Origin of the sequence: Mycobacterium sp., from assembly GCF_036488105.1 — a bacterium.
In the GTDB taxonomy this organism is placed as follows: domain Bacteria; phylum Actinomycetota; class Actinomycetes; order Mycobacteriales; family Mycobacteriaceae; genus Mycobacterium.
Genome location: NZ_DASXHW010000390.1, coordinates 1 through 14,487 on the forward strand (window position 1 = coordinate 1; position 14,487 = coordinate 14,487).

Annotated in this window: 15 protein-coding genes; 9 read left to right on the forward strand and 6 right to left on the reverse strand. The window is 65.6% G+C overall.

Annotation, left to right across the window (positions count from 1 at the left end):
- The first annotated feature begins 8 nt into the window (after positions 1 to 8).
- Entirely contained in the window at positions 9 to 773 is a 765-nt protein-coding gene (locus VGH54_RS20395; RefSeq protein WP_331513957.1) for a CPBP family intramembrane glutamic endopeptidase, read from the forward strand.
- Between the two features lie 7 nt (positions 774 to 780).
- On the opposite strand, the gene VGH54_RS20400 is transcribed toward VGH54_RS20395, so the two are convergent.
- From VGH54_RS20400 to modA, 4 genes are all read right to left on the reverse strand, one after another.
- Positions 781 to 1,809, reverse strand: coding sequence for a zinc-binding alcohol dehydrogenase family protein (locus VGH54_RS20400; protein ID WP_331513895.1), 1,029 nt, complete (start codon positions 1,807 to 1,809; stop codon positions 781 to 783).
- A gap of 69 nt (positions 1,810 to 1,878) precedes the next feature.
- Positions 1,879 to 2,148 (reverse strand): GlsB/YeaQ/YmgE family stress response membrane protein, encoded by a 270-nt coding sequence (locus VGH54_RS20405; RefSeq protein ID WP_331513896.1) that lies wholly within the window; start codon positions 2,146 to 2,148, stop codon positions 1,879 to 1,881.
- A gap of 127 nt (positions 2,149 to 2,275) precedes the next feature.
- Positions 2,276 to 3,394 (reverse strand): alanine and proline-rich secreted protein Apa, encoded by a 1,119-nt coding sequence (locus VGH54_RS20410; protein WP_331513897.1) that lies wholly within the window; start codon positions 3,392 to 3,394, stop codon positions 2,276 to 2,278.
- 132 nt (positions 3,395 to 3,526) lie between these two features.
- Complete coding sequence (gene modA / locus VGH54_RS20415; RefSeq protein WP_331513898.1) at positions 3,527 to 4,339, reverse strand: molybdate ABC transporter substrate-binding protein; 813 nt, start codon at positions 4,337 to 4,339, stop codon at positions 3,527 to 3,529.
- Between the two features lie 231 nt (positions 4,340 to 4,570).
- On the opposite strand from modA, the gene VGH54_RS20420 reads away from it, so the two are divergent.
- The 3 genes from VGH54_RS20420 to VGH54_RS20430 all read left to right on the forward strand — a co-directional run bounded on the left by VGH54_RS20420 (position 4,571) and on the right by VGH54_RS20430 (position 7,738).
- A complete protein-coding gene (locus tag VGH54_RS20420) occupies positions 4,571 to 5,248 on the forward strand; it encodes an SDR family oxidoreductase (protein ID WP_331513899.1) in 678 nt (225 codons plus the stop codon).
- Between the two features lie 57 nt (positions 5,249 to 5,305).
- Positions 5,306 to 6,223 carry an LLM class F420-dependent oxidoreductase gene (locus VGH54_RS20425; RefSeq protein ID WP_331513900.1) on the forward strand — a complete coding sequence of 306 codons (918 nt, stop codon included), beginning with the start codon at positions 5,306 to 5,308 and terminating at the stop codon, positions 6,221 to 6,223.
- Positions 6,224 to 6,352: 129 nt separating this feature from the next.
- On the forward strand, positions 6,353 to 7,738 hold the full coding sequence (locus tag VGH54_RS20430; RefSeq protein ID WP_331513901.1) for an NAD(P)/FAD-dependent oxidoreductase: 1,386 nt from the start codon (positions 6,353 to 6,355) through the stop codon (positions 7,736 to 7,738).
- Here the strand turns inward: VGH54_RS20430 and VGH54_RS20435 are convergent.
- Entirely contained in the window at positions 7,735 to 8,139 is a 405-nt protein-coding gene (locus tag VGH54_RS20435; protein ID WP_331513902.1) for a PaaI family thioesterase, read from the reverse strand. The two genes, VGH54_RS20430 and VGH54_RS20435, sit on opposite strands and share 4 nt — an antisense overlap.
- A gap of 125 nt (positions 8,140 to 8,264) precedes the next feature.
- Between VGH54_RS20435 and VGH54_RS20440 the strand changes: the two genes are divergently transcribed.
- Together VGH54_RS20440 and VGH54_RS20445 are read left to right on the forward strand one after the other, a co-directional pair.
- Entirely contained in the window at positions 8,265 to 9,641 is a 1,377-nt protein-coding gene (locus VGH54_RS20440) for a cytochrome P450 (protein WP_331513903.1), read from the forward strand.
- Positions 9,642 to 9,725: 84 nt separating this feature from the next.
- Complete coding sequence (locus VGH54_RS20445) at positions 9,726 to 10,475, forward strand: phthiotriol/phenolphthiotriol dimycocerosates methyltransferase (RefSeq protein WP_331513959.1); 750 nt, start codon at positions 9,726 to 9,728, stop codon at positions 10,473 to 10,475.
- Positions 10,476 to 10,592: 117 nt separating this feature from the next.
- Here VGH54_RS20445 and VGH54_RS20450 read toward each other — a convergent pair whose 3' ends face one another.
- Positions 10,593 to 11,384: an iron reductase gene (locus tag VGH54_RS20450; RefSeq protein WP_331513904.1), complete on the reverse strand. Its 792-nt coding sequence runs from the start codon at positions 11,382 to 11,384 to the stop codon at positions 10,593 to 10,595.
- A 116-nt stretch (positions 11,385 to 11,500) separates the two neighbouring features.
- On the opposite strand from VGH54_RS20450, the gene VGH54_RS20455 reads away from it, so the two are divergent.
- The 3 genes from VGH54_RS20455 (at position 11,501) to gndA (ending at position 14,460) form a co-directional block, all read left to right on the forward strand.
- Positions 11,501 to 11,917 carry a BlaI/MecI/CopY family transcriptional regulator gene (locus tag VGH54_RS20455; RefSeq protein ID WP_331513905.1) on the forward strand — a complete coding sequence of 139 codons (417 nt, stop codon included), beginning with the start codon at positions 11,501 to 11,503 and terminating at the stop codon, positions 11,915 to 11,917.
- A gap of 14 nt (positions 11,918 to 11,931) precedes the next feature.
- Positions 11,932 to 12,885 carry a M56 family metallopeptidase gene (locus VGH54_RS20460; protein ID WP_331513906.1) on the forward strand — a complete coding sequence of 318 codons (954 nt, stop codon included), beginning with the start codon at positions 11,932 to 11,934 and terminating at the stop codon, positions 12,883 to 12,885.
- A 117-nt stretch (positions 12,886 to 13,002) separates the two neighbouring features.
- Positions 13,003 to 14,460 (forward strand): NADP-dependent phosphogluconate dehydrogenase, encoded by a 1,458-nt coding sequence (gndA, locus tag VGH54_RS20465; RefSeq protein WP_331513907.1) that lies wholly within the window; start codon positions 13,003 to 13,005, stop codon positions 14,458 to 14,460.
- Positions 14,461 to 14,487 lie beyond the last annotated feature (27 nt).

Here is a 14,487-nt window from a genome sequence, read left to right on the forward strand (position 1 = left end):
CTGGTGGGATGTCTGGCTACGAGAGCGCCGCGGTGGAACCGCACCCGCTACTCGCCCAGCTCTCGGCGCTGCATCAATTCCGCGTCCAGGTCGACGTCGCCGTCGTCGTGGTGGTGCTGGCGGGGGCGAACTTGCTGGCGCACTTCACCACACCGTGGGCGGGTGTCGTGACGGTGCCGGTCGTGGCGGTCGGGCTGGTCGCCTGGTTGCGAACCAACGGCCTGGGTTGGGCCGAACTCGGGCTGGGGCGCGAACACTGGAAATCCGGAGCCGCGTACGCGGTGGGCGCCGTAGTGCTGGTGGTGTCGGTGGTCGCGATCGGTGCGCTGCTGCCGTGGACGCGGCCGATGTTCATGAACCACCGCTACGCGACGATCTCCGGGGCGCTGATGGCCTCGATGCTGATCATTCCGCTGCAAACGGTCATCCCCGAGGAGCTGGCGTTTCGCGGCGTGCTGCACGGTGCATTGAACCGGGCGTGGGGGTTTCGCGGCGTCGCGGTCGCGGGTTCGCTGTTGTTCGGTCTGTGGCACATCGCCACATCGCTGGGTTTGACGACCAGCAACGTCGGCTTTACCCGCCTGTTCGGCGGCGGGGTCGTCGGGATGCTGGCCGGGGTCGTACTGGCGGTGGTCGCGACCGCGGCAGCCGGGTTCGTGTTCAGTTGGTTGCGGCGACGCAGCGGCAGCCTGCTCGCACCGATCGCGCTGCACTGGTCGCTGAACGGGGCGGGGGCTCTGGCTGCCGCACTGGTGTGGCATCTGTCGAACTGACGCGTCGCTACACAAGCAGGACGGCCGCCCCGGAGATACGCCCGGCGCTGAGATCCGACAGCGCCCGATCCGCTTGATCCAGTGGGTATTCCGGCGTGGTGACCGTGATGTGGTGTTCGCCGGCGAAGTCGAGGAATGTCCGCGCATCGGCGCGGGTATTGGACGTCACCGAGCGAATCTGGCGCTCCTGAAACAGGTGGCGCTGATAATTGAGTGCGGGGATATCGCTCAGGTGAATGCCGGCGATCGCCAGCGTGCCACCGCGATCCAGCGCTTCCAGCGCCGGCAGCGCCAGCTCGCCGACCGGGGCGAACAGGATCGCGGCGTCGAGAGGTACCGGTGGCGGATCTGCGGCGCCCTGGGCCGACGCGGCGCCCAACCCCAGGGCCAATTCCTGGGCCGCGACGCCGCGTGTCATCACGTGCACCTCGGCGCCCTGGGCCAGCGCGACTTGCGCGGTGATGTGCGCGCTGCCGCCAAACCCGTACAGTCCCAACCGACCGCCGGGCGGGAGCGCGGCCCGCTGCAGCGACCGATAGCCGATGATGCCGGCGCACAGCAGCGGCGCAAGCTCACTGTCGCTGTAGCCGGTTGGCAGATGATGGGCGAAAGCCGAAGGGACCGTGGCGAATTCAGCGTAGCCGCCGTCGCTATCCCATCCGGTGTAGCGGGAATGCGGGCACAAGTTCTCGTCGCCGCGTCGGCAGTACGCGCATACACCGCAGGTGTGCCGCAGCCAGGCTATCCCGACCCGGTCGCCGACGCTGAACTCCTCACCTGCGTCAGCGCCGACCTCGACGACCTCGCCGACCACCTCATGGCCGGGTGTCACCTTTTCCCGGTGCACAGGAAGATCGCCCTCGGTGACGTGGAGATCGGTCCGGCACACCCCGCACGCACGCACCGCAACCAGGAGTTCGGACGGCCCGGGCCGCGGCACCGGCGCGCTGATGTATTCCAGCGGCTCGGTGTTCATCGGACCGGGCCGATGCACCCGCCACGCGCGCATGGTTGTCGGTAATGCCGTGGAAGTCATCAAGACATCGTCGCCCCCGGCGCACCGATTATCCAATCAGCAGGATTCGCAACGTGTTTGACCCGTTTCTTAGGTGCGCGACTTAACCAGTTTGTAGATGAACAGCAGAAGTACGGCGCCGACAAGCGCGCCCAAGAACGAATGGTTGATCGGCGGGGTGACGGTGAATTGGTGCGGCGGGAAAACCACGCTCCCCAACGTGCCGCCAACATAAGCTCCCACGATGCCGAGCAAGGACGTTGCGATCAAGCCAAGTGGCTGACTGCCGGGAACGATGAGTCGCGCAACCAGGCCGACGATTAGGCCGAGGATGAGCATCCAGATGATGTGCAAAATCACGACGGCTCCTTGACGTATTGAATTGTGATTAGCCCACTGCCGGACTGTCTTCGGTGTGCTGCTCAGCGTAGCGAGTCGTGTGCTCGACCGCGCATGTTCGACTTAACGGCGCCAATACCTGACTGGCCTACGTCGAGACCGCACCCGGTGCCGCTGCCGGGCCGTTCCCACCGGCGGGCTGTCCGGGTGTCGGCGGCGCCGCCGGCGCAGGGGGAGGTGGAGCTCCCGGCGCAGGAGCCGGGGCCGGTGCGCCCGGAGCGGGTGCGGGAGCAGGTGCGCCCGGAGCGGGTGCGGGAGCTGGTGCGCCCGGAGCGGGTGCCGGGGCCGGTGCGCCCGGAGCGGGTGCGGGAGCCGGTGCGCCCGGAGCGGGCCCTGGTGCAGCCGGGGGCGCCAGCAGCGGCAGGACGGATTCGGCCAGCGTCTTCGCCCCCGCCTTGTCCACCGGGTCGTTCCCGGTGCCCAGCCACACCACGAACCAACGCTGGTTCGCCACGGCCGGCGGGACGTTCGGCCCCGACGGACCGACCACTGCGGCCCAGATCTGGCCGTTCGGTTTGCTGGCGTCGCTGAACTTCACCTCGTAGTACGACGCACCCCCGGACATTGCCTTGGCGGTCAGGGCGGTGGTCTCCTGATTGACCCGGGTGCCCGGGTAGGGCATGAAGAATTCACCCATGTCCGACGCCAGGCGGGTTGCGGCCTTGGTGTTGTCGGGTTCGGCGCTGGCGTACAGCTTCTGGTCAAGCTTGCCGAGCACCACGCGGGTGTCGTTGGCGACCGGTGGCGGCTGACCTGCGCTGGGCGCCCCGGCGATCTTGCTGAGCAGCGCCGAGCCGTAGTCGAGGTGGGTGGCGTCGGATTCCACCCACCCTGCGGGTAGGACGAAGCTGAACTCGCCAACGGGGTTGTTGATCCGTCCGGCATTCGGGTCGACCGGCGGCGGCGCGGGAGCATTGGGGTCAACCGCGGGCGGCGCCGCGAGCGGATCGGCGGCCGGAGGTGCCGTCGCGGGCCCGGCCGGGCCGGGAGCCGCATCTGGTGCAGCGGGCGGATTGGCCGGAGCAGGTGCCGGCGGGTTGGCCGGCGCGGGTGCCACCGGGGTTGGCGGCGGCGGCGGGGGCACTGGGTCAGCGCTGGCGGTAATCGGCAACGCGAACGTGATTGCTCCGGCACCCCCGAGGACCGCGATTGCACGCGTCATCCTGCGGTTTTTGGGCCGTGTCGAGTTTCGGTCCACCTGGTCCATGAGCCAAAAACCTACCGTGTTACACCCGTGACGCAAGTGTGAATTGCTGAAGTTGGGGTCAATTTATCGTTGGCTGCGAGCACGGGATCCGGGGCGCGGCCGGGCGCGTCATCCCGATCGCCGTTTTGCCGCTCAGGGACTCGCGAAGCCAGCCTGGGCCAGCACCCCTTGGCCCGGCGCACCCTTCACCAGGTCAACGAACTTCTGAGCCAGCGCCGGCTGCGACGCATGTTTGAGAATGGCGATCGGATAGACGTTCACTGCCGCCTCGGATTCGGGAAACTTGACCGCGGTGACTTTGTCACCGGCCTTGTGTGCGTCGGTGAGGTAGACCAGCCCGGCGTCAGCCTCGCCACTGGTGACTTTTCCCAGCACGCCAGATGACACCGACTCCTCGCTGGCCGGGTTGAGATGCACTCCGGTGTTGTCCTCGATGCGTTGCGTGGCGGATCCGCAAGGCGCCGACGCCTGGCATACCGCGACGCGTAGGTCAGGTTTGGCGAGATCGGCGAACGACCGGATCTGCTTCGGGTCGCCCGGGGCGGTGACGATCACCAGTGTGTTGGAAGCGAAGTTGACCGGATCGCTGCTCGTCAGATCGGCCTTGACCACGGTGTCCATCTGGGCGCTGTCCGCTGACGCGAAGATGTCGGCGCTGGCGCCCTGGGTTAACTTGTTCGCGAGTTCCGACGAGGTCGCGAAATCGAAATCGATTGTGGCGCCGGGGTTGTCGGTTTGAAACTTTCCGGCCAGCAGCGTGAACGCGGGTTTGAGCAGGGCGGCCGCGAACACGACGATCGAGGTGGAGTGGCCCGACGATGTGGATGCCGTCGCAGACGACGGTGCCTTCTGTCCGCTCTGTCCGCACCCACTCAGATCTGCCACGAGTGCAAGGGATAGCAAGCCGGCCGTCCATGCACGCGTGGTGCTGAGCCGGACGGCCACGGTGCTCAGCGTTGTCCAAACAGTAACCGCGCCGTGCCGGATTCGGAGTTTCATATCTAGCTACCGTCCAGTAACATAAGGAAACGTTAATGCCATACACGCCCTGAAATCCCAGGGACCGGCGTTGCGGTGTGCCACCATCGAAGCATCGGAGGACCGTTGCTCTAGGCGGAAGCCGCAAATGCTCTTCACGGGCCGGCACCTGGATTCAATGCTGAATAAGAGGAGGTCATGGCGGTGGAGGTTTTGGTTACCGGCGGTGACACGGAATTGGGTCGCGCCGTTGCTGAGGGATTCCACAACGAGGGCCATACGATCACCCTGCTGGGTGCGCGCCGAGATGATCTCGAGGTAGCCGCCAAGGAGATCGAAGCGGACGCGATCGTCTGCGACAACACCAACCCCGCTGCGCTGGCCGAGGTTCGACACCTCTTCCCCTATCACTTGGACACCATCGTCAACATCCCGGCCCCGCGCTGGACCTCCGGTGACCCGCGCGCCTACTCGCTGTCGGACCTCGCCGCCGCTTGGCGCAACTCCCTGGACGACACCATGCTGTCGGCCGTGCTGACCTTGGAAACGGTGGGCGATCACCTCCGCTCCGGTGGGTCGATCATCAGCGTAGTGCCGGACAACGCCCGCCCGGGTAGCGCCGAGGCCGCGGTCAAGGCCGCCCTCGCGAGCTGGGTGGCCGGCCAGGCCACTGTCTTCGGCACTCGCGGTATCACGGTCAACGCCGTCGCCGCCGGGCGTAGCGCGCAGCCAGGCTACGAAGGGCTGTCCAGCGCGCCGCCGCCGGTTGCCGCCGAGATCGCCAGGATGTCGCTGTTCCTCACCACCGGCGCTGCCCGCCACATCACGGGCCAGATGCTGCACGTCAGCCACGGCGCGCTGACGCAGTTCGCCTAGCGCGTAATTCGCGGGAGGGACCTTCGCTGCTGAGCGCGGGTCACTAGGGTGGATTTCGTGACTATCCGTCTTGGCTATCAAATCCCCAACTTTTCCTACGGGACCGGCGTCGAGCAGCTCTTCCCAACCGTAATCGCGCAGGCTCGCGAGGCTGAATCAGCTGGATTTGACTCGGTTTTCGTGATGGACCACTTCTACCAACTACCGATGCTCGGCTCCCCCGACCAGCCGATGCTGGAGGCCTACACCGCCCTTGGCGCGCTGGCGACGGCGACCGAGCGGGTTCAGCTGGGCACTTTGGTGACTGGCAACACCTACCGCAATCCCACGCTGCTGGCCAAGGTCATCACCACCCTCGACGTGGTCAGCGCGGGCCGGGCGATTCTAGGCATCGGCACGGGCTGGTTCGAGCTCGAACACGACGAGCTGGGCTATGAATTCGGCACGTTCACCGATCGGTTCAACCGTCTTGACGAGGCACTTCAGATCATCCTGCCGATGCTGAAAGGTGAGCGACCGACCTTTTCCGGTAAGTGGTACCGCGCCGAAAATGCACTGGCCAACCCGCGCTATCGCGATCACATTCCGCTGATGATCGGCGGCAGCGGCGAGAAGAAGACAATCCCGTTGGCCGTTCGGCACTTCGACCATCTGAACGTGATCGCCGGATTCGATGAACTGCCGGGCAAGGTCAAAATTGTGCGGGAGCGCTGCGAGGAAATCGGCCGCGACCCCGCAACGCTGGAGACCAGCACGTTGTTGACCGTGCTACTCGACGACAACGTGAAGAGTGATCAGATCCCTGCCGAGATGAGCGGACGCATGCTGGCCGGAAGCGCCGACTCCATCGCCGAGCAGGTTCAGGCCAAGGTACTGGACGCCGGAATCAACGGCGTGATCATCAACATGCCGTTCTACACGCCTGGTGTAGTCACCGCCGTCGGCGATGCGCTGCGTCCGCTGGTTGGTATCTGACCGGGTAGCGAGGCGCGTCACGGCTGACGTTCCGGGTGTGGGCGATCACACGCCGCCAACGTCGATAATTGCAGGTCCGGGCGACTAACGTGTAGTTGAACGCAGTCGCTGCTGAGGAGTAACCAGGCCATGAACGCCCACCCCGAAGACTCCGGACTCAATCATCGACACCGGGTTGTAGTCATCGGATCCGGATTCGGTGGTTTGAACGCGGTCAAGAAGCTGAAAAGGGCCGACGTCGACATCAAGTTGATCGCTCGTACCACCCATCACCTGTTCCAGCCGATGCTCTACCAAGTGGCGACCGGCATCGTCGCCGAAGGCGCGATCGGTCCCCCAACGCGGATGATCCTGCGGGGTCAGCACAACGCCCAAGTTTTGCTCGGTGACGTCACGCACATCGACCTCAAGGGCAAGTTCGTCGTCTCGGAGTTGCTCGGCCACAGTTACGAAACGCCTTTCGACAGCTTGATCATCGCTGCCGGGGCCGGCCAGTCTTACTTCGGCAACGACCACTTCGCCGAATTTGCCCCCGGCATGAAGTCCATCGACGACGCGTTGGAGTTGCGTGGCCGCATCATGAGCGCGTTCGAGGCGGCCGAGCGGTCCAGCGATCCGGAGCGGCGGAAGAAGCTCCTGACGTTCACCGTCGTGGGCGCGGGACCGACTGGCGTCGAAATGGCCGGCCAGATCGCCGAACTCGCGGACTTCACGCTCAAAGGCGCCTACCGCCATATCGATCCGACGAAAGCTCGCGTCATTCTGCTCGACGCGGCTCCCGCCGTTCTGCCCCCGATGGGCGAGAACCTCGGCAAGAAGGCCGCCGCGCGGCTGGAGAAGATGGGCGTCGAAATCCAGCTCGGCGCCATGGTCACCGACGTTGACCGCGACGGCATCACCGTCAAGGACTCCGACGGCACCACCCGTCGCATCGAGTCGGCCTGCAAGGTTTGGTCCGCGGGAGTCTCCGCCAGCCCGCTGGGCCGCGATCTTGCCCGACAATCGGGCGTCGAACTCGACCGCGCGGGCCGCGTGAAGGTGTTGCCCGATTTATCGATACCAAGCCACCCCAACGTGTTTGTCGTTGGTGATATGGCCGCAGTCGACGGCGTGCCCGGGGTGGCGCAGGGCGCCATCCAGGGCGGCAAGTATGCCGCGAACACGATCAAGGCCGAGCTGGCAGGTGCCGACCCGGCCCAGCGGGAGCCGTTCCAGTACTTCGACAAGGGCTCGATGGCCGCGGTTTCGCGGTACTACGCGGTGGTGAAAATCGGTCCGCTCGAATTCGGTGGCATCATCGGCTGGTTCGCGTGGCTGCTGCTGCACTTGGTCTATCTGATCGGGTTCAAGAACAAGATCACCACGGTTCTGTCGTGGATTGTGACTTTCTTGAGCGGTCGGCGCGGACAGCTCACGATCACCGAGCAGCAGGCCTTCGCGCGTACTCGGCTTGAGCAGCTGGCCGTGTTGGCGGCCGAGGCTCATGGGGACGAGACGGCGAGGGCCGCCAGCTAGCCCTGGCCGACCTCTGCTTCCAGGTTTTGCAGCCGCACCTGACCCCGGGCCACCAGACGGTCGTCGGAGTCGGCGATGGTGACTATCCACAGCTGCTGTCGCCGACCGCGATGCACCGCAGTCGCGGCGCCGTAGACCGTCCCGCTGCTGATCGCACGCAGGAAGTCGGTGTTGTTGTTGACGCCGACGACTGAACCACCGCCGTTGGAGGCAATCCACGTGTAGGCGGCCACGCTGGCCAAGCTCTCGACCATCGAGCAGTAGACACCGCCGTGCACGATGCCCATCGGTTGCAGTAGCTTGGGCACGACGTCCAAGTGGGCGCGCGTTCGATCAGGACTGATCTCGGTGAATACCAGGCCTAACTCCTTGTCAAACGGCGCTTCCGGCAATGGCTGCATAGTCTTTGTGTCTACACCGGCCGGCGCTACCCGGATGTTTTTTCGGGAGTGACAATGTCACGCGGGACGTGCCGGCTACCGATACTGTGAGTGCCGACACGGGAGGCCAAAGGCGAGGGGACAACATGGCAACGGCAACGAGCGACCCTGTGCGCCTGCCGCCTGGTCCGCGGATACCGAAGTTCATCCAGGCCATCGGGTTCTTGGCTTCAGGCCATGGAATGTATGCGGCTCTGACCCGTCGGTACAACAGCCCGATGATCACCGTGAATTTGCCGGGTGTCCGTCATGCGGTGGTGATCGGCGATCCAGTCGTGGCAAAGAGGCTGTTGAACACGAGCACCGATCTGATCGAACGACCGCCATCGGGAGGCGGCAGCCTGGGCGACGGATTCGGCCCTGGGTCGACGTTCAGCCTTGCCGGCGACAAACTCCTCGCGCGCCGCAAGATCGTGCTTCCGATATTTCATGGCAAGCGGATGCGCAGCTACGAGCCCATCATCGAAGAAGAGGTGATGCGCGAGATCGCGACCTGGCCGGAGGACCGCGAGTTCGAAACCCTGCCGTCGATGACGAGCATCACTATCGGCGCACTCACGCGTGCACTATTCGGCGATAAGGGACTCGGGCTGGACGAGCTTAGCGAGTTGTTGCCGCCAATGGTCACGCTCGTCGGGATAGTCCTGGTGGTGCCACCGCGGTTGCGGCGTGACCTGGGGCGGTGGAGTCCATGGGGGCGGTATCTGCGGTACCGACGCCGTTTCGACGCTATCGTCGATTCGCTTATCGCCGAGGCGCGGGCCGACCCGGATTTGGAAGAGCGCAGCGATGTGCTGGCGCTGCTGTTGCGGGCCCGCTATGAAGACGGCGAGCCGATCCCGGATCGGCACATCGCCGATGAGATGCTGACGTTGCTGGTCTCCGGTCACGAGACGACCGCCGGATCTCTGGCCTGGGCAGTCGAGCGGTTGCGCCGTCATCCTCAGCTGCTGGCACGGCTAACTGAAGAAGTCGACGCCGGAGGATCTGAACTACGGCAGGCCACGATTTCGGAAGTGCAGCGCATCCGGCCGGTTCTCGACGCCTTTGTGCGGCGCACAAAGACGCGAATCCGATTGGGAGACTGGGTCATTCCGGAGGATACCAACTTGGTGTTCAGTATCCCACTCGTCCATGCATCAGAAGAGAGCTTCCCGGACGCGGCGTCGTTTGACCCGGACCGATTCGTCGGCGGCCCGAAGCCCGGCAAGTGGATTCCGTTCGGCGGCGGCGTCAACCGTTGTGTCGGCGCGGCATTCGCCAGCATGGAAATGGACATCACCCTGCGCGTGCTGCTGCGCGAATTTCGTTTCGCGCCAACCGATGCGCCGGGCGAACGAGGGCACTGGCGCGGCGTGGCGAACGTCCCGGCACGAGGCGCACGAGCGGTGGTTTACCGGCGAATTCCCAACGCATCGAGCGGTGCTGACTCTTTATCGGTGTCCGAACTCGGCCGTGCTTAACGCGCTGGCATACTGACCGCTGTGACGAGCACCCTCAGGAAAATCGCAAAGCCCATCGACCCTGCCCCATGGTTGAAATTAGCCATGAACAAGTACTGGTATCCCTTGATCACCCGCCGGTGGGAGCAGGACGACATCATCTTTCTCAATTGGGGCTATGAGGAGGATCCGCCGATGGGCCTGCCGCTGGAACCTTCCGATGAGCCCAACCGCTACTGCATCCAGCTCTACCACCGCACGGCGACCCAAGCGGATCTCGGCGGTAAACAGGTACTTGAGGTCAGCTGCGGCCACGGCGGCGGAGCCGCGTATCTGGTACGGACGTTGGGTGCGGCTGCCTACACGGGGCTGGACTACAACCGGGACGGTGTCGCCTTTGCCCAAAAAAGACACAACCTGCCGGGGCTGGAGTTCGTGCACGGCAATGCCGAAAGCCTGCCTTTTCCCGATGAGTCCTTCGATGCGGTGATCAACGTCGAAGCCTCGCATGCCTACCCCCACTTCGACCGTTTTCTCTCAGAAATGGTGCGGGTGCTGCGACCGGGCGGGCAATTCCTCTACGCCGATTTTCGCGGTTTCCTCGACTATGACGCTTGGGATGCTGCACTTGCCGGCTTGCCAATGCGGATGGTTTCGAAGCGGGAGATCAACACCGAGGTTCTGCGCGGGCTGGATAAAAACTCGCCGCGGTACCTGGACTTAGTCGGTCGCCGTGTGCCCAAGTTCCTGCAGCCCTTCGGCCGCGTATTCTCCGGCGCGCCAGGCACGTTGGCGAACCGCCAACTGCAAAGCGGTAAGGCTTCGTACCGGATGTACCACTTCATCAAGGACTGACGCCGAACGGCTTCAGTCGAAGCGACCTCTAGATACAGGCGAGCCCCGTGCGCAATGCACGGGGCTCGCCGATCGAACAGACCGGGGGTCACTGCAGCCCTCAGGACTCCGTCGCGGTCATCTATCGCTCGATGCCAGAAGCATAGGCAAGGCTGCCCTAATTTTGCAAGGGGTGGCTCTTGTCCGGATGCGGGCCGCCGGCAGCCCACGCACCGGCAGGCCGAAGCCGACCAGCGCGTCGAGCACGGCCTGACCGCGGCGCATGGCGGCCAACTCGTCGGCGCCGGCCAACTGCGGCAGCTGGGTCGCGGCCGCCACCACCATCGACCCGACGATGTGCCACATCGTCGCGATCGACAGAGCGCCGCCGCTGACCGCGTGCAGCTTGGCGAACAACGGTTCCAGTGAGCGATGGGACCGGTGGGCGACCCAGGTCGTCAGCGCCGCCTCACTCGGCAGGCGCACCACGCCGTCGCGGCCGGCGTGCGGATCATCGGAGAGCACACGCACCGTCGGGTCGACCACGCCGGCCCAGTCGATGACGCCATCGGAGTCGACGTGAACCCAGAGGTTCTCCAGCCCGGCGTCCCACGCTCTGGCCTCCAGCACCACCAGCGCGACGACCCGGCCGATCACGGTGTGCACCAGCGTCGCCGCCAATTGCCTTGCGGCACTGCGCCGATCCATGTCCATCGCTGCCGCGTCGAACATGGTCTGCAGGCGATCAGTGCTCAGTGCCGATGTCAGCGGCCACCACCGGCGGACGGAGACATCGCCCAGCACCGCGACGCCGTAGACCCGTGGACACTGCGGATACAGTTCGCGCAGCCGCCGTGCGGACTCGTGTAGTGGCAGCACGCGGTCAATTGCCATCGCCGAGATCAGCGGGTCGTCGATCAGCATCGTCACGGGTAACCTCCTCTTATGAGGTTAGCCTAACCATAGAATCGAGTTCTATGCGAGCGGTACGACCATCGGTAGTAAGCGCGGGTACGCTGGCGTCATTGCCAAGGAGATGAGCAGACATGGCTAAGCAGACGCGGCTCGGGGACCTCGAGCGCGCCGTGATGGACCATTTGTGGTCGACTCCGCACCCGCAAACCGTCCGTCAGGTGCACGAGGCACTCGCTGAGAGCCGCGATCTGGCCTACACGACGGTGATGACCGTGTTGCAGCGGTTGGCCAAGAAGAATCTTGTCTCGCAAATCCGCGACGACCGCGCGCACCAGTATGCGCCGGTCCACGGGCGTGACGAGTTGGTCGCGGGGCTGATGGTCGACGCGCTGGACCAGGCGGCGGACACCGGCGACCGTCAGGCCGCGTTGGTGCACTTCGTCGAGCGGGTCGGCGCCGACGAAGCCGAGGCGCTGCGGCGCGCGCTCGACGAGCTGGAAGCAAGCCATCGGAAAGCGCCGTCTGGTGGCGCTCGGCCCGAGGGCTAAGGGAGACTGGACCGGTGTCCGGGCTGGCCTTCACCACACTTGCGGTGATGCTGGTGGGCCCGGTGCCCGCACTGCTGGCTCGTGCGACGTGGCCGCTGCGGGCCCCCCGCGCAGCGATGGTGCTTTGGCAGGCGATTGCCGTTGCCGCGGTCTTGTCGGCATTCAGCGCCGGCATCGCGATCGCCAGCCGGTTGTTCGTCCCGGGAGCGGACGGGCGGCCGACCGCGAGCCCGGCCGCCGAAATCGGTCGGCTCGGCTGGCCGTTGTGGCTCCTGGACGTCGGGGTCTTCGCGCTCACGCTGCTGATCGGCGCGCGGCTGACGGTGGCCGTCATACGGGTCGCCGTCTCGACGCGTCGACGGCGTGCCCATCACCGCATGCTGGTTGACCTGCTAGGCATGTCGTCGGATGCGGTTTCCGCGCGGGCTTGCGCGCGAGGCCGTGACCTGCGCGTGCTGGAGGTGGCGCAGCCGCTGGCTTACTGCCTGCCCGGCGGCCGCGGCCGTGTGGTGGTCAGCGAAGGAACGCTGGACTCGCTCGCCGAGGCCGAGGTGGCCGCGATCCTGAGCCACGAGCGCGCTCACCTGCGCGCCCGCCACGATCTGGTGCTCGAGGCATTCACCGCCGCGCACGCCGCGTTCCCCCGATTCGTCCGCAGCGCAAGCGCTTTGGACGCGGTGCAGCTGCTGGCCGAGCTGCTGGCCGACGACGCTGCGGTCCGGGCAGCCGGCCGTGCTCCCCTGGCCCGCGCGCTGGTGACCTGCGCGTCGGGCCGCACCCCGGCAGGCGCACTGGCCGCCGGCGGTACACAGACCCTGTTGCGGGTACGACGCCTGTCCGGCAGCGGCAACAGTCTGTGGGTGTCGACGGCCGCCTACCTCGCTGCCGCTGCGGTGCTGGTCGTGCCCACCGTGGCGCTGGCTATCCCCTGGCTCACCGAACTGCACCGGCTGTTCACCGCGGCCTAACCCGGCAACCGGGCAATCACCTCGCATTGGCGATACTTTGCAGATACCTCAATCCCGCTGTGCCACAGTGTTCGGAGCGGGGCGTTGGATGGCAGTCACCAAACGAGAGGCGCACACATGAGCTCGTCGGAATCAAATACCGGGACTGCGCAGATCGGCGTCACCGGCCTGGCAGTGATGGGCTCGAACCTCGCCCGCAACTTCGCCCACCACGGCTACACCGTGGCGCTGCACAACCGATCGATCGCCAAGACCGACGCGCTACTCAAAGAGCATGGCGAAGAAGGCAAATTCGTCAGGTCGGAGACCATCGAGGAATTCCTGGACGCGTTGGAGAAGCCGCGGCGAGTGATCATCATGGTCAAGGCCGGTGACCCGACCGACGCCGTCATCAACGAGCTCGCCGACGCGATGGAAGACGGTGACATCATCATCGACGGTGGCAACGCGCTCTACACCGACACGATCCGCCGCGAAAAGGCCATCCGTGAACGCGGCCTGCACTTCGTCGGCGCGGGCATCTCCGGCGGCGAGGAGGGCGCACTGAACGGCCCGTCGATCATGCCCGGCGGCCCGGCCGAGTCGTACACGTCGCTGGGCCCACTGCTCGAGGAGATCTCGGCGCATGTCGACGGCGTGCCGTGCTGCACCCACGTCGGCCCCGACGGCGCCGGTCACTTCGTCAAAATGGTGCACAACGGCATCGAGTACTCCGACATGCAGCTGATCGGCGAGGCCTACCAGCTGCTGCGCGACGGTCTCGGCAAGACCGCACCCGAGATCGCGGACGTCTTCGCCGAGTGGAACAAGGGCGATCTGGACAGCTTCCTCATCGAGATCACCGCGCAGGTCTTGCGTCAGACCGACGCCAAGACCGGCAAGCCGCTGGTCGACGTCGTCCTCGATGAGGCCGAGCAGAAGGGCACCGGCCGCTGGACGGTGAAGTCCGCGCTCGACCTCGGCGTGCCCGTGACCGGCATCGCAGAAGCGGTCTTCGCCCGCGCCCTGTCGGGATCGGTGGCCCAGCGCAAGGCCACCACCGGACTGGCATCAGGCGACCTCGGCGAGAAGCCAACGGACGCTGCGCAGTTCATCGACGACGTCAGCAAGGCCTTATACGCCTCCAAGATCATCGCCTATGCCCAGGGCTTCAATCAGATTCAGGCCGGCAGCGCCGAATACGACTGGGGCATCAAGCCCGGTGACATGGCCACCATTTGGCGCGGCGGCTGCATCATCAGGGCCAAATTCCTCAACCGGATCAAGGAGGCCTTCGACGACGACGCCGATCTGCCGTCGCTCATCGTGGCGCCGTACTTCCGCACCGCCATCGAGGAAGCCATCGACAGCTGGCGACGCGTCGTGGTGAAGGCCACCGAACTCGGCATCCCGATCCCCGGGTTCTCCTCGGCGCTGTCGTACTACGACGCGCTACGCACCGAGCGACTGCCCGCCGCGCTCACCCAGGGTCTGCGGGATTTCTTCGGAGCGCATACCTACGGCCGCATCGACGACGATCCCGACAAACGCTTCCACACCCTCTGGAGCGGCGACCGCAGCGAAGTCCCCGCCTAGCCCCGGTCACCGGGACAAGGGGGATAA

Coding starts and splice junctions, on each gene's coding strand:
- VGH54_RS20430 (WP_331513901.1), top strand. CDS start 6,353: ATGAACGCCCACCCCGAAGACTCCGGACTCAATCATCGACACCGGGTT.
- VGH54_RS20455 (WP_331513905.1), top strand. CDS start 11,501: ATGGCTAAGCAGACGCGGCTCGGGGACCTCGAGCGCGCCGTGATGGAC.
- VGH54_RS20445 (WP_331513959.1), top strand. CDS start 9,726: ATGAACAAGTACTGGTATCCCTTGATCACCCGCCGGTGGGAGCAGGAC.
- VGH54_RS20435 (WP_331513902.1), bottom strand. CDS start 8,139: ATGCAGCCATTGCCGGAAGCGCCGTTTGACAAGGAGTTAGGCCTGGTA.
- VGH54_RS20440 (WP_331513903.1), top strand. CDS start 8,265: ATGGCAACGGCAACGAGCGACCCTGTGCGCCTGCCGCCTGGTCCGCGG.
- VGH54_RS20410 (WP_331513897.1), bottom strand. CDS start 3,394: ATGGACCAGGTGGACCGAAACTCGACACGGCCCAAAAACCGCAGGATG.
- gndA (WP_331513907.1), top strand. CDS start 13,003: ATGAGCTCGTCGGAATCAAATACCGGGACTGCGCAGATCGGCGTCACC.
- VGH54_RS20420 (WP_331513899.1), top strand. CDS start 4,571: ATGGCGGTGGAGGTTTTGGTTACCGGCGGTGACACGGAATTGGGTCGC.
- VGH54_RS20400 (WP_331513895.1), bottom strand. CDS start 1,809: ATGACTTCCACGGCATTACCGACAACCATGCGCGCGTGGCGGGTGCAT.
- VGH54_RS20395 (WP_331513957.1), top strand. CDS start 9: ATGTCTGGCTACGAGAGCGCCGCGGTGGAACCGCACCCGCTACTCGCC.